Consider the following 19,494-nt stretch of genomic DNA (forward strand, 5'->3'; position numbering starts at 1 on the left):
CTGTTTATTTTTTGAACTCCGCTTATAGTGCGACAAGCAATCCTGCATTACCAATGCAGCTACAGAATCGTGATGGCGGAGCAAGGACAGGGAGCACACATACAATGGCACGGGCGCACGCACTGATTATCGAAGATTCGTCAACTGCCAGGATCATCCTGGCCCGACTCCTCGAACGATCAGGCATCAGTAGCAAAGGGGTCTCAACCGCAGAGGAAGCATTCTCGTTACTCCAGCACGAGTCCTATGACGTTATCTTTCTGGATCACCTTCTACCGGGCATGAACGGATTCCAGGCTCTGGAACAACTCAAAAGCCAGCCTCACACACGCGACATACCTGTTTTCATGTACACCTCACAGAACGCCGAGCGCTACATTGACGAAGCAAAGACCCTTGGCGCTGCCGGAGTTATTCGCAAGCAGATTGATCGAGAGCACCTGCAGAAAACTCTGGATACCTTACTGGTAAACAGCCCGGAACCCGAGTACAGCGAAGCGTTCAGAATCGCTGTGGAGGAAACTGGCAGAACGGCACAGGAGAATACCGAGCAGGCTACCCGTAAACTCACCGGTCGGATGTCGACCCTGGAAGTAGCCTATGAAGAGCTTGAGGAAGAATTAAGAGAGCTCAGGCAAGCCAGCGAAAACGCCCAGCGCCAACACACCGATCGTATCAACCGCCAAAGCCGAAGCATCCGATGGCTGATGGCTACAGCAGTGTTACTGGTCGTAGCGCTGGTATGGGTTAGCAGCTGGCAGGCCAACATCCTGGACAATCACATTGAGCGTACCAATGAACAGTTTGAGTTGATGCACAGCATTGTAGGTGGGGTGATCGAATTGATCAGCCGATAACGGGCCCAAAATAAAAAAGCCCCAACATCAAGGATGCTGGGGCTTTTGGTATTAAGAGCCTGACGATGACCTACTCTCACATGGGCGAACCACACTACCATCGGCGCTGGTCTGTTTCACTTCTGAGTTCGGGATGGGATCAGGTGGTTCCAGACCGCTATGGTCGTCAGGCAAAACGGATGATCACTGGGGGACGAGATGGAACGTGATATTGATTTCGTTTGAGCGTGGCTTTCGCGTGGCTCTGCGTTATCCGCAATTGTCTTGGGTGTTATATAGTCAAGCCGCACGAGCAATTAGTACTGGTTAGCTCAACGCCTCACAGCGCTTACACACCCAGCCTATCAACGTCCTGGTCTTGAACGGCTCTTCAGGAGGCTCAAGGCCTCAGGGAGATCTCATCTTGGAAGGGGCTTCCCGCTTAGATGCTTTCAGCGGTTATCCTGTCCGAACATAGCTACCGGGCAATGCGTCTGGCGACACAACCCGAACACCAGCGGTTCGTCCACTCCGGTCCTCTCGTACTAGGAGCAGCTTTCCTCAAATCTCCAACGTCCACGGCAGATAGGGACCGAACTGTCTCACGACGTTCTAAACCCAGCTCGCGTACCACTTTAAATGGCGAACAGCCATACCCTTGGGACCGGCTTCAGCCCCAGGATGTGATGAGCCGACATCGAGGTGCCAAACACCGCCGTCGATGTGAACTCTTGGGCGGTATCAGCCTGTTATCCCCGGAGTACCTTTTATCCGTTGAGCGATGGCCCTTCCATACAGAACCACCGGATCACTATGACCTACTTTCGTACCTGCTCGACGTGTCTGTCTCGCAGTCAAGCGGGCTTGTGCCATTACACTAACCGTACGATGTCCGACCGTACTTAGCCCACCTTTGTGCTCCTCCGTTACGCTTTGGGAGGAGACCGCCCCAGTCAAACTACCCACCACACAGTGTCCTCAACCCCGATAAGGGGTCAGAGTTAGAACCTCAAACATGCCAGGCTGGTATTTCAAGGTTGGCTCCACCGGAACTGGCGTCCCGGGTTCAAAGCCTCCCAGCTATCCTACACAAGCATGCTCAAAGTTCACTGTGAAGCTATAGTAAAGGTTCACGGGGTCTTTCCGTCTAGCCGCGGATACACCGCATCTTCACGGCGATTTCAATTTCACTGAGTCTCGGGTAGAGACAGCGCCCCCATCGTTACGCCATTCGTGCAGGTCGGAACTTACCCGACAAGGAATTTCGCTACCTTAGGACCGTTATAGTTACGGCCGCCGTTTACCGGGGCTTCGATCAAGAGCTTCGCACGAATGCTAACCCCATCAATTAACCTTCCGGCACCGGGCAGGCGTCACACCCTATACGTCCACTTACGTGTTTGCAGAGTGCTGTGTTTTTAATAAACAGTCGCAGGGGCCTGGTATCTTCGACCGGCTTCCGCTCCACCCGCAGGGGCTTCACGTACACACCGGCGTGCCTTCTCCCGAAGTTACGGCACCATTTTGCCTAGTTCCTTTACCCGAGTTCTCTCAAGCGCCTTGGTATTCTCTACCTGACCACCTGTGTCGGTTTGGGGTACGGTCTCGAATAGCCTGAAGCTTAGAAGATTTTCCTGGAAGCAGGGCATCAATGACTTCGCGCCCTTGGGCACTCGTCGTCGCGTCTCAGGATTGTGGACCCGGATTTGCCTAAGTCCACTCCCTACTCGCTTAAACCGGGACAACCGTCGCCCGGCTCACCTAGCCTTCTCCGTCTCTCCATCGCAGCTATCCAAGGTACGGGAATATTAACCCGTTTCCCATCGACTACACCTTTCGGTCTCGCCTTAGGGGCCGACTCACCCTGCGCCGATTAGCGTTGCGCAGGAACCCTTGGTCTTCCGGCGTGCGGGTTTTTCACCCGCATTGTCGTTACTCATGTCAGCATTCGCACTTCTGATACCTCCAGCATGCTTCTCAACACACCTTCGCAGGCTTACAGAACGCTCCCCTACCCCGCATACAATGTATGCAGCCGCAGCTTCGGTGACCAGTTTGAGCCCCGTTACATCTTCCGCGCAGGCCGACTCGACTAGTGAGCTATTACGCTTTCTTTAAAGGATGGCTGCTTCTAAGCCAACCTCCTAGCTGTCTGAGCCTTCCCACATCGTTTCCCACTTAACTGGTACTTTGGGACCTTAGCTGGCGGTCTGGGTTGTTTCCCTCTTCACGACGGACGTTAGCACCCGCCGTGTGTCTCCCGGATAGTACTCACAGGTATTCGGAGTTTGCATCGGGTTGGTAAGTCGAGATGACCCCCTAGCCGAAACAGTGCTCTACCCCCTGTGGTATTCGTCCGAGGCGCTACCTAAATAGCTTTCGGGGAGAACCAGCTATCTCCGGGCTTGATTAGCCTTTCACTCCGATCCACAAGTCATCCCCTGGCTTTTCAACGACAGTGGGTTCGGTCCTCCAGTGCCTGTTACGGCACCTTCAACCTGCTCATGGATAGATCGCCCGGTTTCGGGTCTATGCCCAGCGACTAATTCGCCCTATTCAGACTCGGTTTCCCTACGGCTCCCCTAAACGGTTAACCTCGCCACTGAACATAAGTCGCTGACCCATTATACAAAAGGTACGCCGTCACAGAACAAGTCTGCTCCGACTGCTTGTACGCATACGGTTTCAGGGTCTATTTCACTCCCCTCACAGGGGTTCTTTTCGCCTTTCCCTCACGGTACTGGTTCACTATCGGTCAGTCAGGAGTATTTAGCCTTGGAGGATGGTCCCCCCATGTTCAGTCAACGTTTCTCGTGCGCCGACCTACTCGATTTCACTGGACTCAGGTTTCGGATACGGGGCTATCACCCACTATGGCGGCACTTTCCAGAGCCTTCTCCTACCAGTTGTCCAGCTTAAGGGCTGGTCCCCGTTCGCTCGCCGCTACTTAGGGAATCTCGGTTGATTTCTTTTCCTCGGGGTACTTAGATGTTTCAGTTCCCCCGGTTCGCCTCTTGCACCTATGGATTCAGTACAAGATACCGACCCGAAAGTCGGTGGGTTTCCCCATTCAGAGATGTCCGGATCACAGCTCGTTTGCCAGCTCCCCGAACCTTATCGCAGGCTTCCACGTCTTTCATCGCCTCTGACTGCCAAGGCATCCACCGTATGCGCTTAGTTGCTTGACTATATAACCCCAAGACAACTGCGTTCCATCTATCGACCGCCTGGTAAACCAGGATGCCAATAAGTGGAGACAGTTCCTTGAAGCGATATAACAACCACTTCAACGACAACACCGGATAACGCTTGAAATCGCTATCACTTTGAACAGTTTCTCTCGGAGATAATGAGAGAAATCTATTCGTGTTCTATCTCGTCCAATTTGTTAAAGAGCAAATCTGACCCAGTGATCAGAAAGGAAGGCTTCATCGATATGAAACATTCGTTTCTGTACACTGCTAACCGGAGTTAGTCAGTTAATCGTCGATCGTTCAGGCTTTTTTGGTGGAGCTGAGCGGGATCGAACCGCTGACCTCCTGCGTGCAAGGCAGGCGCTCTCCCAACTGAGCTACAGCCCCTCATCGAAACCACTCACCAAGCCGACCAAATGCCGTACTCGGAAAATCGTTCAGATCTAGGCGCTTTCAGGTGTAGCGTGCGAGTAGCACGTGAGCCTGGAAGCAACGACGAGCTGAGCGATTTTGGTGGGTCTGGGTGGACTTGAACCACCGACCTCACCCTTATCAGGGGTGCGCTCTAACCACCTGAGCTACAGACCCAAACATACGGGACTGCAAAGCCCCTTTTGCTCTCTTTATTAGCCAACCAAGTAATTCGTGTGGACTCTGACCGAAGCTCTCGGCTTCGTTTAAGGAGGTGATCCAGCCGCAGGTTCCCCTACGGCTACCTTGTTACGACTTCACCCCAGTCATGAACCACACCGTGGTAATCGTCCTCCCGAAGGTTAGACTAACTACTTCTGGTGCAATCCACTCCCATGGTGTGACGGGCGGTGTGTACAAGGCCCGGGAACGTATTCACCGCGACATTCTGATTCGCGATTACTAGCGATTCCGACTTCACGGAGTCGAGTTGCAGACTCCGATCCGGACTACGACGCGTTTTAAGGGATTGGCGCACTCTCGCGAGTTGGCAGCCCTCTGTACGCGCCATTGTAGCACGTGTGTAGCCCTGGCCGTAAGGGCCATGATGACCTGACGTCATCCCCACCTTCCTCCGGTTTGTCACCGGCAGTCTCCCTGGAGTTCTCAGCATTACCTGCTAGCAACCAGGGATAGGGGTTGCGCTCGTTACGGGACTTAACCCAACATCTCACGACACGAGCTGACGACGGCCATGCAGCACCTGTCTCAGAGTTCCCGAAGGCACCAATCCATCTCTGGAAAGTTCTCTGGATGTCAAGGCCAGGTAAGGTTCTTCGCGTTGCGTCGAATTAAACCACATGCTCCACCGCTTGTGCGGGCCCCCGTCAATTCATTTGAGTTTTAACCTTGCGGCCGTACTCCCCAGGCGGTCAACTTAGTGCGTTAGCTGCGCCACTAAGACTTCAAGAGTCCCAACGGCTAGTTGACATCGTTTACGGCGTGGACTACCAGGGTATCTAATCCTGTTTGCTCCCCACGCTTTCGCACCTCAGTGTCAGTGTTGGTCCAGGTAGCCGCCTTCGCCACTGGTGTTCCTTCCTATATCTACGCATTTCACCGCTACACAGGAAATTCCACTACCCTCTACCACACTCTAGTCAGACAGTTCGAAATGCCGTTCCCAGGTTAAGCCCGGGGCTTTCACATCTCGCTTACCTAACCACCTACGCGCGCTTTACGCCCAGTAATTCCGATTAACGCTTGCACCCTCCGTATTACCGCGGCTGCTGGCACGGAGTTAGCCGGTGCTTCTTCTGCGAGTAACGTCAATCCTCAAAGGTATTAACTTTAAGGCCTTCCTCCTCGCTGAAAGTGCTTTACAACCCGAAAGCCTTCTTCACACACGCGGCATGGCTGGATCAGGGTTGCCCCCATTGTCCAATATTCCCCACTGCTGCCTCCCGTAGGAGTTCGGGCCGTGTCTCAGTCCCGATGTGGCTGATCATCCTCTCAGACCAGCTACGGATCGTCGCCTTGGTAGGCCTTTACCCCACCAACTAGCTAATCCGACTTAGGCTCATCCAATAGCGCAAGGTCCGAAGATCCCCTGCTTTCTCCCGTAGGACGTATGCGGTATTAATCCGGGTTTCCCCGGGCTATCCCCCACTACTGGGCAGATTCCTAAGCATTACTCACCCGTCCGCCGCTCGTCAGCGGGGTGCAAGCACCCCCTGTTACCGCTCGACTTGCATGTGTTAAGCCTGCCGCCAGCGTTCAATCTGAGCCATGATCAAACTCTTCAGTTTAAATCATACAAGAACCCGAAAGTTCTTAATTCTTGCTCAAGACAAAACTCAATTTCGACGAGTCACTGTCCTGATATTTCGTATCCGAAATACCTCGGCCAGCGCCCACACGAATTACTTGGTTAACTTTTTAAAGAGCGTTTGAGCTGTTGCTCAATCAAGGCCGCGTATTCTACATCGTTCCGCTGCCCTGTCAACCGTTTATTTTTCGCCGTTTCCGCTTCCGAAAACCGCCGAAAAACTGTCCGGCTTACTGCCTGTTTCGAGGTGCGCATTCTACACTGAACCGCCTTCCTGTCAACCGCTTTCTGAAGAATCTTTCGAACTTTTTCTTCAGTGCTTTCAAGCAGTTATCGCCGAGGCTTTACCCCTTCTCAGTGGCCAGCCCCTCAAGCGAGATGCGCATTCTACAGACCTCAGCCGAGGAGTCAACGGTGGATTTGAACTTTTTTCGGAAGGCCACTTTCCAGCCCTCAGAAAGCCCTTATCCACCCTCTCAGTCTAGTTCCACTTTAACCTGCTGCGCTACCTTGATTGCACGCTGGCGCGCTTCTTCTATAGTACTGCCTTTGGCGAGGGCAACACCCATACGCCGCCGCCCTTTCAACTCCGGCTTACCGAACAAGCGAACCTGGGTATCAGGCTCTGCCAGGGCATGTTCCAGCCCCGAGAACACCACGTTATCGGAATCGCCCTCCGGCAGGATGACCGCCGACGCGGTTGGGCCCTGTTGGCGAATGGCAGGGATGGGCATACCCAAAATGGCGCGGGCATGCAGCGCGAACTCTGAAAGGTCCTGGGACATCAAGGTGACCAGGCCAGTATCGTGGGGTCTGGGAGAAACCTCCGAGAACCATACCTGGTCGCCCTTAATGAAAAGCTCAACACCGTAGATGCCGTAGCCACCCAGATTCTCTACCACTGCCCGTGCAATCTCTGTTGCTCGGGTAAACGCCGCATCGGACATAGGGTGTGGCTGCCATGACTCACGGTAATCGCCGTCTTCCTGCCTGTGACCAATCGGATCACAGAATGAAATACCATCGCGATGCCTCACTGTCAGCAGGGTGATTTCATAGTCGAAGTCCACAAAGCCTTCGACGATCACCCGACCCTTGCCCGCCCTACCACCGGTTTGGGCGTACTCCCAAGCAGCCTCTACCTCCGCTGCACTCTTCACCGTACTCTGACCTTTACCGGACGAGCTCATAACCGGCTTCACCACCAATGGCAACCCGACCTCATCAATGGCAGCCAGATACTCTTCCCTGGTACCGGCAAAACGGTACTTTGATGTGCTCAGCCCAAGCTCCTCAGCCGCAAGCCGGCGGATACCTTCGCGATTCATGGTCAGATTAACCGCCCGGGCGGTGGGCACCACGCTGTAGCCTTCTTCCTCCAATCGAACCAGCTCGGCGGTGGCAATCGCCTCAATCTCCGGAACGATCAGGTCAGGCTTCTCCGCTTCAACGATGGCGCGCAACGCTGCACCATCCAGCATATCGATAACGTGGCTCCGATGCGCAACCTGCATGGCGGGCGCATTCTCGTATCGGTCGACTGCAATCACTTCTATGCCGAAACGTTGCAGCTCTATAACCACCTCTTTCCCGAGCTCCCCGGCACCGCAAAAAAGCACACGGGTAGCCGATGGCTTCAGAGGCGTGCCAATACGCACCGTTCTGTTTGAACCAGTCATATAGTTTGATGTCCTGTTACTGTCAGAGTGCGACCTGCTTTTCCCGTTCCGCCACTTTCAGCAGAACCTCCCGTCGCTCGTCATTACTCATGGTGGTCCAGCGGAGGATTTCATCTCCTGTGCGCTGGCAACCGATACACATGTCATTTTCGTCCAGCGCGCAAACATTCACGCATGGCGATCGAACCTTGTCGGCCACCTTCATCTTCAGATATCCACCTTTGTCAGTGTCGCCAGGTAGCGCTCTGCATTTTTTACATAGTGCATTGCGCTGAACTCGAGCATCTTTTTCTGGTTATCGTTGAGTTCGCGGCGAATTTTCCCTGGAGAGCCCACCACCATCGAGCCATCCGGCACTTCCATACCCTCCGGGATCAGAGTATTTGCTCCGATCAGACAGTGTTTGCCAATCTTCGCGCCGTTCAGAATCACCGCATTGATCCCAACCAGGGAGTAGTCGCCGATCTCGCATCCGTGCAGCATGGCTTTGTGGCCAACCGTCACCCCACGCCCAAGGGTTAGCGGAATGCCCGGGTCGGTATGCAGTACTGAGCCATCCTGTACGTTCGTTTCGGGGCCGATCGTAATCAGTTCGTTATCACCACGAATGACAACATTGAACCAGATACTCGATTTTTCCATCAGCTTTACGCGCCCGATCACCGTGGCGTTGTGGGCGACAAACTGGCCATCGCCTTCCTTTTCTGGCTGATATTGATCAATTCTGTAAAACATCAATCTCTCCGGCTAATTCAACGGGGTGGCTCGAGAATATCGATTCCGGCATCGTACACAGCATTCAGAAAATCGACCAGCACCACCGCAGACAACCCCCATATCTGATACTGCTGCCAACGATAGCAGGGCACGTACAGAGTGCTGTTCAGAAAACTGAGCGTGTCGGTACGCTCCCTTTGATCTTCCAGGAACCAGGAGATCGGAACTCGGAAGACACTTTCGATCTCGTGGGGGTTTGGCTCCAGGGGATGATCGCCTGGCACAACGCCCACGTATGGAGTGACAAGGATACGGTGCAGCGACATAACCTGGCTTAACGGCGCAATGACTTTTACCTGATCCGGGGGCAGACCGATTTCTTCGTGGGTTTCACGCAGTGCGGTTGCAATCAGGGAGGCGTCGTCAGGATCCCGCTTGCCGCCAGGATAGGCCACCTGCCCCCGATGCGTTTTGAGGTTGGATGACCTCAGGGTAAAAATCATCTCCGGATCACGCTCGTTATCCGTAATAGGCACCAGGATACCGGCTTCAGGGTAGTCCAGTGCCAGTTGTCTGGGCGCGTAATTCGACAATCGCTCGGTTAACAGGTCTTGCACTCTTTACTCCGGCAACTTCCTGATATTGAGTGAGACACAGGCAGTCCGGATCGTTAAACTGACTACCAACGGACACTCAGTATACGGGGAAAACGATGAAGTATTGCAGCACTTGCGGCCAACCGGTTGAGCAACGCATTCCCGAAGGCGACAATCGGCACCGTTATGTTTGCATCAGCTGCGAGACCATACATTACCAGAACCCGCGGATTGTCGCCGGTACGGTTCCCGTATGGGAAGGCAGAATCCTGCTATGTCGCCGAGCCATCGAACCCCGGTATGGCTATTGGACTCTGCCGGCCGGCTTCATGGAAAATGCAGAAACGACGATAGAAGCAGCAGCCCGGGAAACCCGCGAGGAAGCACTGGCGGAAGTGGACATTCAGGGGCTTTACTCCATCATCGATGTTCCTCACATCAACCAGGTCCACATGTTCTACCGTGCCACACTTAAAGACGGCCTATTCGGCGCCGGAGAAGAATCTCTGGAATCAAAACTGTTCGAGCCGGGCGATATTCCCTGGGATGAGATATCTTTCCCCACGGTACGCAAAACGCTTGAGCTGTTCCTTGTGGACATGAAGTCTGACGCCTATAACGTCCATGTCACTGATATTCGCCACCCTATGGCCAAAAAAGCCTGATCAGAACGTTTCCAGGCGATACACCTCGTAGGCAGGTTCTTCATAAGGATGGGCCTGCTTGAGTGCATCAAGGGCAGGCTTGATGAGTTCATCGCTGCACACCAGTTCCACCTTGAATTCCCGAACACGCTCAAGCTCTCCCTGGCTGCCCAGAAACGGATCGCTTCCCGCCAGGGGTCGGAACTGCCCCTCACCTTCACACTGCCATGCGCAGCTGTCGTAATCACCGATTCTTCCCGCGCCAGCATCAAATAATGCCTGCTTGGTTTGCTCAAGATGGCTCTCCGGCACGAAGTAGCAAAGCTTGTACATAGGCACCCTCAAATTGGTCAACTTTTATCCGGAACAAGGCATTACAAACTTACCCACAGAATCTGTGGATAACTCTGGGGAAAGTTTTTGGGAATCGGCCTCCAACCCCCACAGTTACTGACCTCCCCTTAAATTGGCGACAAAATCGCCCGTTTGTTTTTATTTATATTTTTCAATACCTTACGATGCTAGAGCAAAAAATGAACGCAATTCTTGGACTTTGTTCACAGTTCAGCCAGCAAAGCACCAGGAATGTGCATAAAGTTCTCTAGTCAAGGCCTTGACTGACAAATTTCAGAACTTTTAGCGATTTTATTTGCTCACTTTTTGCGCAGCAAGCCTCATCATTGAGCATAAAAAAACCGGTCCGAGAAATGCCCCTTCAGGGACACTCTTCAGACCGGTTTCCACCACGCCCGGATTGACTGGCTTAATCAGCCAAGCCAGCGCCTCGCATTCCTGAACATGCGGATCCAGGGACCATCTTCCTGCCAGCCATCTGGCCGCCAGGAGTGCTGCACCGCCCGGAAAACACGCTCTGGGTGCGGCATCATGATGGTCACCCGGCCATCCCGGGATGTAACACCAGTAACGCCAGCCTCTGAACCGTTGGGATTATAAGGATACCGCGAGGTCTGCTGGCCCCGATTGTCCACATACCGCATGGCCACCAACTCGTTGTCCGCAAGGGACTGAGCCGAATTACCGGAGGCAAACTCCACTCGACCCTCACCATGGGCAACGGCAATCGGCATGCGAGAACCGGCCATGCCATCAAGGAACGCAGACGGTGACTGCGCCACCTCCACCATGACCAGGCGGGCCTCAAACTGTTCAGACTGGTTACGTACAAAACGCGGCCAACCTTCGCTTCCCGGAATCAGTTCATGCAGGTTGGAAAGCATCTGGCAACCATTGCAAACGCCCAACGCGAGAGTGTCCTGACGGTTGAAGAAGGCAGCAAACTGATCTCGCACCCGATCATTGAACAGAATGGACTTGGCCCAACCCTCACCGGCGCCCAGAACATCACCGTAGGAGAAACCACCGCAGGCAACCAGGCTCTGGAATGTCTCGAGCGTAATGCGACCGGACAGCAGATCGCTCATATGGACGTCTACTGCCTCGAAACCGGCCCGATCAAACGCCGCAGCCATTTCAACCTGGCCGTTAACGCCCTGCTCCCGAAGCACCGCAACCTTCGGCCGTGCACCGGTACTGATATACGGCGCAGCAATGTCTTCATTGATGTCATAACTAAGCTCAACACTCAAACCGGGATCGTTCTCGTCCAGCAGGTTGTCGAACTCTTCCTGGGCGCAGTCCGCGTTATCCCGCAGCGACTGGATACGGTAACTGGTTTCCGCCCAAAGACGCTGCAGCTCGGTACGGGATTCATCCACCACGATGTCACCACCGAACGTCAGGCGCACGCGGTCCTTATCATTCAGTGTGCCCACAACGCTTGTATGGTCGCCCAGACCGGCGGCCGAGAACTGCTGCAGGACGAAGCTGGTGTCGTCACGGCGAACCTGGATCACAGCGCCCAGTTCTTCGTTGAAGAGCTCACGGGCAAACTGGGAGCGGTCTTCGGCAAGACCATCCAGCTTGATGTCCAGACCTGTCCGGCCTGCAAACGCCATTTCCGCCAGCGTGACAAACAGGCCACCGTCTGAGCGGTCATGATACGCCAGCACCTTGCCGTCTGCGTTCAAGCCCTGCACGACTGCAAAGAAAGCCTTGATGTCTTCCGGATCATCCAGATCAGGTGCTACGGCGCCAACCTGACGATACACCTGCGCCAGTGCAGAACCACCAAGGCGATTCTGACCGGCGGCCAGATCAATCAGAATAAGGTCTGTCTCACCGGCATCCGATCGCAACTGGGGAGTAAGTGTGCGGGCAACGTCGGTTACCGGCGCAAAACCACTGACAATCAGAGACAGCGGTGCGGTAACACTCTTCTGCTCACCGTTGTCCTCTTCCCAGGTGGTTTTCATCGACATGGAATCTTTACCCACCGGAATGGTAATACCCAGGGCCGGACACAGTTCCATACCAACGGCTTTTACAGTCTCGTACAGGTTCTCGTCTTCACCCGGGTGACCAGCCGCGGCCATCCAGTTAGCCGATAAACGAATGTCAGAGAGCTTACCGATTGCCGCCGCCGCCAGGTTGGTAATCACTTCACCTACGGCCATTCGGCCTGAAGCCGGAGCATCAATCACCGCCAGCGGCGTGCGCTCGCCCATGGCCATGGCCTCACCGGTGCGCACGTCGAAGGATGCCGCGGTAACGGCCACATCGCTAACCGGCACCTGCCAGGGACCAACCATCTGATCGCGTGCGACCAGCCCGGTAATGGTGCGGTCACCAATGGTAATCAGGAAGCTCTTGGAGCCCACCGACGGCAAGCGGAGTACGCGACGAATGGCATCGTGCAAATCGATCTTGGTGGAATCGAAGATCGGTTTGGTAAACGACGAACGCGCAACACTGCGATGCATTCTCGGCGGTTTGCCAAACAACACTTCCATTGGCAGATCGACAGGCTTGTCATCAAAATAGGAGTCGCCCAGTTCCAGGTGGTGCGCTTCGGTAGCTTCACCGATCACGGCATAAGGACAGCGTTCACGGCGGCAAAGGGCATCGAACAAGTCCAGATTTTCCGGTGCCACGGCCATCACGTAGCGTTCCTGGGATTCGTTACACCAGATTTCCAGGGGTGACATGCCCGGCTCGTCACTCGGGATGTCACGCAATTCGAACTTGCCGCCCCGGCCACCATCTTTGACCAGTTCAGGCATGGCGTTGGAAAGACCACCCGCGCCCACATCGTGGATGAAGCAAATCGGGTTGTCTTCCCCCATCTGCCAGCAACGGTCAATCACCTCCTGGCAACGGCGTTCCATCTCGGGGTTGTCCCGCTGAACCGACGCAAAATCCAGATTCTCATTGCTGGAACCGGAATCCATGGAGGACGCAGCGCCACCTCCAAGTCCGATCAGCATGGAAGGGCCGCCCAGCACGATCAGTTTGGCGCCGACCGGGATATTGCCCTTCTCGACGTGATTCTCGCGAATGTTACCCAGGCCGCCGGCAATCATGATGGGCTTGTGGTAACCACGCACTTCTTCGCCCGCCGCACCGGGAACCTTCTCTTCAAAGGTCCGGAAGTAACCCGCCAGGTTGGGCCGGCCAAACTCATTATTGAAAGCGGCACCACCGATGGGACCTTCAATCATGATATCCAGCGGCGAGGCGATCCGGTCCGGCTTGCCGTAACCAAACTCCCATGGCTGCTCGTCGCCCGGAATATTAAGGTTGGAAACGGTAAAGCCGGCAAGGCCCGCCTTGGGCTTGGAACCACGGCCGGTCGCACCTTCATCGCGGATCTCGCCACCGGAGCCTGTTGCGGCGCCGGCAAAGGGTGAGATCGCAGTCGGGTGGTTATGGGTTTCCACCTTCATCAGAATATGCACCGGTTCCCGGTTATAACTGTAAACACCGGTTTCCGGCGCCGGGAAGAAACGGCCCGCCTCGCTACCGGTAATAACTGCAGCGTTGTCCTTATAGGCGGAGAGCACACCTTCGCTGTTCATCTCGAAGGTGTTCTTGATCATTGCAAACAGGGATTTTTCCTGGCCTTCGCCATCAATATCCCAGGAGGCGTTAAAGATCTTGTGGCGGCAATGCTCCGAGTTTGCCTGGGCAAACATCATCAGCTCGACGTCTGTCGGATCACGCTCAAGGTCGGTGAACGCCGTTACCAGGTAATCGATTTCGTCGTCGGCCAGGGCAAGGCCGAGGCGCCCGTTTGCCTCAACCAAAGCACCCCGGCCACCGGCCAACACCGGCACCCGGCCGAGGGGCCGGGGCTCGTCATGACTGAACAGCAACTCGGCGCCACCCGTCTCATGGAATACTTTCTGGGTCATTCGGTCATGCAGCAGGGTTGCAATTTTTTCTCGCTGTTCGAGGCCAAGCTTGCTGGAAGAGCGCACGTAGTAAGCGATACCGCGTTCAATTCTGCGAATCTGTCGCAGGCCACAGTTGCGAGCGATATCGGTGGCCTTGCTGGACCACGGAGAGAGTGTGCCCGGGCGCGGGACCACCAGAAACAAAACACCATCTGGCTGCTCCAGTTCGACACTGGGCCCGTAGGTAAGAAGGCGATCAAGTATTGCCTGTTCCGCATCGGAAAGGTCGGCATCGAGATCCACAAAGTGCATGAATTCGGCGTATACATGCTCCACATCAGGAACAAGTTGCTGAATCCGGGAGTGCAGCTTTCTGGAACGGAAAGGCGAGAGCGCGGGAGCGCCGCGAAGTTCAAGCATGATATCAACCTGTATCGCGCGAATCGGGGGACGTCTGAAAGGCCGCCATGATACTTGAAACCGAACGCAGGATACAGCGCAAGGTAGGTTCTTTAGCAGCTGTACAATTAACATTGTTTTGCACAGTAATTAATCAGTTTGATTGACCCCGCTGAAGTCTCAGGGGATCATTGGTCAGGCGCATGGAAAGCCTCAGGCATCATAAAACAGGAAAAACAGTGACCCGGTCACATCCTCCTGAACATTGAGCTATATGGAGATCAGGGATTTGTCGCGATTTTTCAGGCATCTTCGCAGTACCAGTTTTCCGCTGGCGTTAGTGTTGACCACAGCATTGTCCGCGACCGGCTGTTCCCGCCCGACCACGCTCCAGGAGGTCAGGGACGTGGGTGTGCTTCACGTGATTACCCGCGTAGCCCCTTCCATCTACTACGAGGGCCGAGACGCACCAACCGGATACGATTACGAGCTTGCCCGCCGGTTCGCTGAAGAACTGGGGGTCGAACTGCGTGTGCGGGTGGCCGAAGACAACACCGAGATTCTCTCCGTACTCTCGCGTAACTACGCCCACATCGGCCTCGCCGGCCTGGCCGAGCAACCCGATTTTGAAAGCAGGTATCGCGCAGTTCCCATCGGCGTGCAGGCGCAATCGGTTGTGGTTTATAACCGTGACTTCCCCCGTCCAGCCTCACTGGCTGACCTTGGCGGTGAAACCCTGCACCTGCTCGCTGACAGCAACCATGAGCACCTGATTGCCGATGACCCGGAAGGTGCCCTGATTCACCGGCACATCCATCCTGGGCTGGATGCTGCGGGGCTGCTGGCGAGGGTTGAATCCGGAGAAATTGCCTACGCTGCCGTTTCATCGAATGAGCTGGACCTGAACCATGTCTACTTTCCCATGGTCAAGGAAGGGTTTGCTCTAGGTGAGCCCAGAGACCTGGTGTGGCTGTTCCCGATTGCCCAGGATGAGACACTGGCAAACGCTGCCACAGAGTTTCTGGAGAGAGCGCAGGGTAATGGCTCGATGGCCCAACTGGCAGAACGCTTTTACGGCCACCTCGACCGTTTGAACTATGTAGGCGCGCGCACATTTATGCACCACGTGGAAAATCGCCTGCCGAAGTACCAGTCGCTGTTCCAGGACTACGCAAGAGACATTGACCTCGACTGGCGACTGCTGGCTGCGATCGGTTACCAGGAATCCCACTGGCGCCCGAATGCAGTGTCACCCACCGGGGTTCGGGGCTTGATGATGCTCACCCGCACCACCGCCAGCTACATCGGCATCAACAACCGCCTTGATCCTGAAGAGAGCATTGAAGGTGGCGCCCGCTATTTCAAGATGGTGCACGCCAAGATCCCCGAGCGTATTCCGGAGCCTGACCGCACCTGGTTCGCCCTGGCGTCTTACAATGTCGGGTTCGGCCACCTGGAAGATGCGAGAAGGTTGACGGAATCCGCCGGAAGAAATCCAGATCGCTGGATGGATGTTAAAGAATTTCTGCCGCTGCTGGCCCAGAAAGAGTGGTACACCAAAACCCGCTTTGGCTATGCCCGCGGCCACGAACCGGTGGTGTACGTTCAGAACATTCGCCGGTATTACGATGTACTCACCCGCATTACGGAACCCGACCAACCCAAACCTGACGCTGATCAGGAAGTGGTGTGGCTTGATCGGCAGCCTGGAGAAACAGCCGCACAGGCAGAATCACCTGAGACGCCGGGGCCGGATTTGCGGGCAGCCTTGCCGCCGGAACTGGGGATGATTCCGCCCACTCTGTAAGTGGGCAAATGCTCCCCCAGACTCACCACGAGAACTCATCGCCCCATTCTTCCTCACGCGCTTGCAGCGCCCGCTCTACCTGATTAGCAGAGAAGCCTCTGCGACTCAGGAATCGTGACTGCCGTAGCTTCTCCGGCAAATCATCGTCCAGCCGCCCCAGGCCGTAACGTTTGGCACGCAAGCGGACAGCTCGCTGGCACCAGTCTTCCTCTGAGACTTCATCGAGACATTCCGGAGTGAGATGAACGCCCCGCTGTTGCAGCTCTGCCAGAATCCTCAAGGGCCCATAGCCAAGGTCCATTCTCTGCCGGGCATACACATCGGCAAAGCGCTGATCGTTCAGCCAGCCTTCGCGCTCATACTCATCCAGGACAGTATCAATCAGATCGCCTTCAATACGCCGTTGCCGCAGCTTTAATACCAGCTCGTAACGACTGTGCTCTCTGCGGGCAAGCAGGCGCAGTGCCGCAGAGCGGGCTCTGTATTCCGGGTCCTGATCTTTTTCGTGTTTTGCCATAAAGCCCCTTCCCGCAAATGCATCCAAAACGCTAGACTAGCGGCCGATTCTTTCAACTACCCGGCCCACGCCTGTGAGCCGATGAACGGTGGCGGCCCACTTTGCCGCCACTGCTGACTGGTTTCAATCCCGAAGGATACCTTTGTATGGCTGCATTCATTCAGAAACTGTTCAAGTCTCGCAAGGCCAACCCGGCAACCGCACCCCGGACACCGGCAAAATCTGAACCCAGTCAACCCTCACAGGAAGAAACCAGGCAGCTCCTAAAAAAACAGCAGGAACAACAACTCGGAAGCAACCCGGACCAGGCCCAACTGGCCACATTGGCGATTGACGGGTTGACCGCAACCATCCGGCTTGAAGCTGCCGCCGCTCTTACAGATGAGATCCAGCTACAGCAAGTCCAGAAACGGGCCAAGGGCCGGGACAAAAGTGTTTACCAGACCGTCAAGCAGAGCCTTCAAAGCCTGAAGGAACAGCAAGCTGCCGAAACCGCCGTTCGCCAGAGAATCAAAACCCTGATCGGCCAGGCTGAAGATCAGGCCGCCAGTGAAGACCTCAAACTCTATCAGGCGCGGCTGGAAGCACTGCAGGATAACTGGAGTGAGGTCCAGTCAAGCGCCACAGCAGAGCAATCCCAGCAGTTTCTGGAAGCCGTGCACCAGTGCCGGGAGCGCCTGAAACAGATGGAACAGGCGCGGCAGGAAGAGGCACGCCACCGGGAACAGGCACTTCAACGCTCAGAGACACTGGCCCTGCTTGAGCAGACCCTGAGCGACCTGACTTCCCAGGAATCCAGCGCCCTACCCTCCCTATCCGCCCTGGATGCCCTGCAAAAGACCCAGGAAAACCGATGGCTGGAAGCCACCCGGGATACCCAGGTAGAGAAGCAGGAGCAAAAAGATTACGAATCGCGAATGCTGGCGCTGCGCAACTATCTCAGCGCCGTTCGCAGGTTTACCCAGGCCAGGGACACTCTCTCTGAACTAACACAGGTAGCAGGTACTGAAGAGGCTGACGATGGCCATCGTCAGAAAGCCCTTGAGCTGCTGAAGGAAATTGAGTGGCCATCAGACTTCCCCCAGCCAGCTGAGCTTGCGCCGGTTCGCAAACTGGCGGGCAAACCACGGCCAGCACAGCCGGCCGGCGGCAACCGGGACGAGCAGAAAGCCGCTTCCGAGGCACTGCACAACACCCTTCCGAAGCTGGAATCGGCCCTCGAGGCCAAGCAGTTCAAAGAATCCAAGCAGCTGCTCAAGCTCGCCCAGAACCAGTTCCAACAATTGGACGGTCGCCAGCGCAAACAGCTTCAGGCCAGGATGCAACTGCTCACCGGCCAGTTCCGGGAGCTGAGCGACTGGCAAGGGTTTGCGACGGAACCCAAACAACTCGCTCTCTGTGAACAGATGGAGCACCTCGCGGATCAGCCCATTGAGCCGGAGATCAAAGCCGAGCGCATCAAAGAACTGCAGAACGAATGGCGCGACTTGGGCGGCTCATCCGACCGGTCGCTCTGGAGCCGTTTCAAGGCGGCGTCCGATACAGCTTACGAGCCCTGCAAAGCCTACTTTGAGGCAAAATCGGATCTGAAACAGGCCAACCTGCACACGCGGGAGGCGATCTGTGACCAACTGGAGCACTTCCTGGCCAATGCCGACTGGTCTTCTATTGACTGGAAGGCGGCAGAACGCATTCACCAAACCGCCCGCCAGGAATGGAAAAGCGCCTGGCCGGTGGATTTCAAAGACAATCGCCTGGTTCAGAAGCGTTTTGACGAGCTTCTCAAACAATTGGAACGCCCGCTTGACGATGAACGCCTTAAGAACGAAGCTCTGAAACAGGCCATTGTTGACCGCGCCAGGGCACTGATTGAGCACGAACCCCTACAGGAAGCCATGGAGCAGGCGAAGGCCCTGCAAACCGAATGGAAAGCCATCGGCATTACCCGCCACCGGGAAGATCGCAAAATGTGGCAGGCATTCCGCAAAGCCTGTGACCAGATTTTCGCGCGCCGTGATGCCCAGCGTTCAGCACGTCAGCAGGCGACAGAAGAGGCGGACCAGGCCGCACAGGCCGTGCTGGCTCAATACCAATACCTGGACGCAGAAGCCAATGAAGCCATGCTGAGTGAAGCCCGGGCTGCGGTAAAGCAGGTTGCCGGCGGCGCGCTTTCGGGTGAGGTTAGAGAACGGGTTCAGCAGCTGCGGCAACGGCTGGATAGGATTACCCAGGCTAGAGCAATGGCCAATACTCTCGAGTCCTGGAAAACGCTGATCACCGACAAGGCCCAGGGGCGCCTGGCCGACGATGCCCTGCCGCCCCATTGGGCCAAATTGAGCAACGGGACCGACCGATTAGCTGGCAAAGATCTGGCCATACGGGCCGAAATTCTGGCGGGCGCACCGACTCCGGAACACGACCAGCAGCGCCGGATGGAAATTCAGGTTCAGAGGCTGGCCGAGGGGCTCGGTAATGGCGAGACCGAAACGCCCCTCAAAGAACTGGAAAGACTGGTGGCCCTATGGTGCAGCCAGCCTGGCGGCGATGATGTAACGCCGGAAAATGCCGACCGCCTGAACCGGGCGTTGGATGCCATGCTTGCGTCGGACTGAA

General features: G+C 55.6%; 11 protein-coding genes, 2 tRNA genes and 3 rRNA genes. 4 read left to right on the plus strand and 12 right to left on the minus strand.

Translation table 11 applies throughout. The features are described 5' to 3' along the window. The first annotated feature begins 104 nt into the window (after positions 1–104). Positions 105–857 carry a response regulator gene (locus FIV08_RS11760; protein WP_152438435.1) on the plus strand — a complete coding sequence of 251 codons (753 nt, stop codon included), beginning with the start codon at positions 105–107 and terminating at the stop codon, positions 855–857. 57 nt (positions 858–914) lie between these two features. On the opposite strand, the gene rrf is transcribed toward FIV08_RS11760, so the two are convergent. The 9 genes from rrf to FIV08_RS11810 all read right to left on the minus strand — a co-directional run bounded on the left by rrf (position 915) and on the right by FIV08_RS11810 (position 9,282). After that, positions 915–1,028 (minus strand): 5S ribosomal RNA (rrf, locus tag FIV08_RS11765). Between the two features lie 104 nt (positions 1,029–1,132). Continuing rightward, a 23S ribosomal RNA gene (locus FIV08_RS11770) occupies positions 1,133–4,024 on the minus strand. A gap of 317 nt (positions 4,025–4,341) precedes the next feature. Continuing rightward, positions 4,342–4,417, minus strand: a tRNA-Ala gene (locus FIV08_RS11775). 124 nt (positions 4,418–4,541) lie between these two features. Beyond that, positions 4,542–4,618 (minus strand) — tRNA-Ile (locus tag FIV08_RS11780). 90 nt (positions 4,619–4,708) lie between these two features. Then, positions 4,709–6,249, minus strand: a 16S ribosomal RNA gene (locus FIV08_RS11785). Together the 16S, 23S and 5S rRNA genes with 2 tRNA genes alongside form the textbook arrangement of a ribosomal RNA operon. A 496-nt stretch (positions 6,250–6,745) precedes the next feature. Beyond that, entirely contained in the window at positions 6,746–7,948 is a 1,203-nt protein-coding gene (purT, locus tag FIV08_RS11795; protein WP_152438436.1) for a formate-dependent phosphoribosylglycinamide formyltransferase, read from the minus strand. A 22-nt stretch (positions 7,949–7,970) separates the two neighbouring features. Next, entirely contained in the window at positions 7,971–8,153 is a 183-nt protein-coding gene (locus FIV08_RS11800) for a DUF1289 domain-containing protein (protein WP_072676999.1), read from the minus strand. A 2-nt stretch (positions 8,154–8,155) separates the two neighbouring features. Beyond that, positions 8,156–8,683 carry a gamma carbonic anhydrase family protein gene (locus tag FIV08_RS11805; RefSeq protein WP_152438437.1) on the minus strand — a complete coding sequence of 176 codons (528 nt, stop codon included), beginning with the start codon at positions 8,681–8,683 and terminating at the stop codon, positions 8,156–8,158. Between the two features lie 17 nt (positions 8,684–8,700). Continuing rightward, complete coding sequence (locus FIV08_RS11810; RefSeq protein ID WP_058090203.1) at positions 8,701–9,282, minus strand: NUDIX hydrolase; 582 nt, start codon at positions 9,280–9,282, stop codon at positions 8,701–8,703. 95 nt (positions 9,283–9,377) lie between these two features. On the opposite strand from FIV08_RS11810, the gene FIV08_RS11815 reads away from it, so the two are divergent. Beyond that, on the plus strand, positions 9,378–9,926 hold the full coding sequence (locus tag FIV08_RS11815; RefSeq protein WP_152438438.1) for an NUDIX hydrolase: 549 nt from the start codon (positions 9,378–9,380) through the stop codon (positions 9,924–9,926). Here the strand turns inward: FIV08_RS11815 and FIV08_RS11820 are convergent, their stop codons facing one another. Beyond that, a complete protein-coding gene (locus tag FIV08_RS11820) occupies positions 9,927–10,238 on the minus strand; it encodes a YqfO family protein (RefSeq protein WP_152438439.1) in 312 nt (103 codons plus the stop codon). Between the two features lie 434 nt (positions 10,239–10,672). Further along, positions 10,673–14,578: a phosphoribosylformylglycinamidine synthase gene (gene purL, locus FIV08_RS11825; protein WP_152438440.1), complete on the minus strand. Its 3,906-nt coding sequence runs from the start codon at positions 14,576–14,578 to the stop codon at positions 10,673–10,675. Positions 14,579–14,846: 268 nt separating this feature from the next. Between purL and mltF the strand changes: the two genes are divergently transcribed. Next, positions 14,847–16,364, plus strand: coding sequence for a membrane-bound lytic murein transglycosylase MltF (gene mltF / locus FIV08_RS11830; protein ID WP_228718364.1), 1,518 nt, complete (start codon positions 14,847–14,849; stop codon positions 16,362–16,364). A 22-nt stretch (positions 16,365–16,386) separates the two neighbouring features. On the opposite strand, the gene FIV08_RS11835 is transcribed toward mltF, so the two are convergent. Then, the gene (locus FIV08_RS11835) at positions 16,387–16,881 is read right to left on the minus strand and encodes a regulatory protein RecX (protein WP_152438442.1); all 495 of its coding nucleotides are present in this window, start codon (positions 16,879–16,881) and stop codon (positions 16,387–16,389) included. Between the two features lie 146 nt (positions 16,882–17,027). Between FIV08_RS11835 and FIV08_RS11840 the strand changes: the two genes are divergently transcribed. Further along, positions 17,028–19,493, plus strand: coding sequence for a DUF349 domain-containing protein (locus tag FIV08_RS11840; RefSeq protein WP_152438443.1), 2,466 nt, complete (start codon positions 17,028–17,030; stop codon positions 19,491–19,493). The last annotated feature ends 1 nt before the right edge of the window (position 19,494 follow it).

The organism is Marinobacter sp. THAF197a, assembly GCF_009363275.1.
GTDB lineage: Bacteria > Pseudomonadota > Gammaproteobacteria > Pseudomonadales > Oleiphilaceae > Marinobacter.

What these genes read in the sequence shown, in the direction of transcription:
- purT (WP_152438436.1), bottom strand. Translation starts at nt 7,948, where the DNA reads ATGACTGGTTCAAACAGAACGGTGCGTATTGGCACGCCTCTGAAGCCA.
- purL (WP_152438440.1), bottom strand. Translation starts at nt 14,578, where the DNA reads ATGCTTGAACTTCGCGGCGCTCCCGCGCTCTCGCCTTTCCGTTCCAGA.
- FIV08_RS11820 (WP_152438439.1), bottom strand. Translation starts at nt 10,238, where the DNA reads ATGTACAAGCTTTGCTACTTCGTGCCGGAGAGCCATCTTGAGCAAACC.
- FIV08_RS11840 (WP_152438443.1), top strand. Translation starts at nt 17,028, where the DNA reads ATGGCTGCATTCATTCAGAAACTGTTCAAGTCTCGCAAGGCCAACCCG.
- FIV08_RS11800 (WP_072676999.1), bottom strand. Translation starts at nt 8,153, where the DNA reads ATGAAGGTGGCCGACAAGGTTCGATCGCCATGCGTGAATGTTTGCGCG.
- FIV08_RS11805 (WP_152438437.1), bottom strand. Translation starts at nt 8,683, where the DNA reads ATGTTTTACAGAATTGATCAATATCAGCCAGAAAAGGAAGGCGATGGC.
- FIV08_RS11815 (WP_152438438.1), top strand. Translation starts at nt 9,378, where the DNA reads ATGAAGTATTGCAGCACTTGCGGCCAACCGGTTGAGCAACGCATTCCC.
- FIV08_RS11760 (WP_152438435.1), top strand. Translation starts at nt 105, where the DNA reads ATGGCACGGGCGCACGCACTGATTATCGAAGATTCGTCAACTGCCAGG.
- FIV08_RS11835 (WP_152438442.1), bottom strand. Translation starts at nt 16,881, where the DNA reads ATGGCAAAACACGAAAAAGATCAGGACCCGGAATACAGAGCCCGCTCT.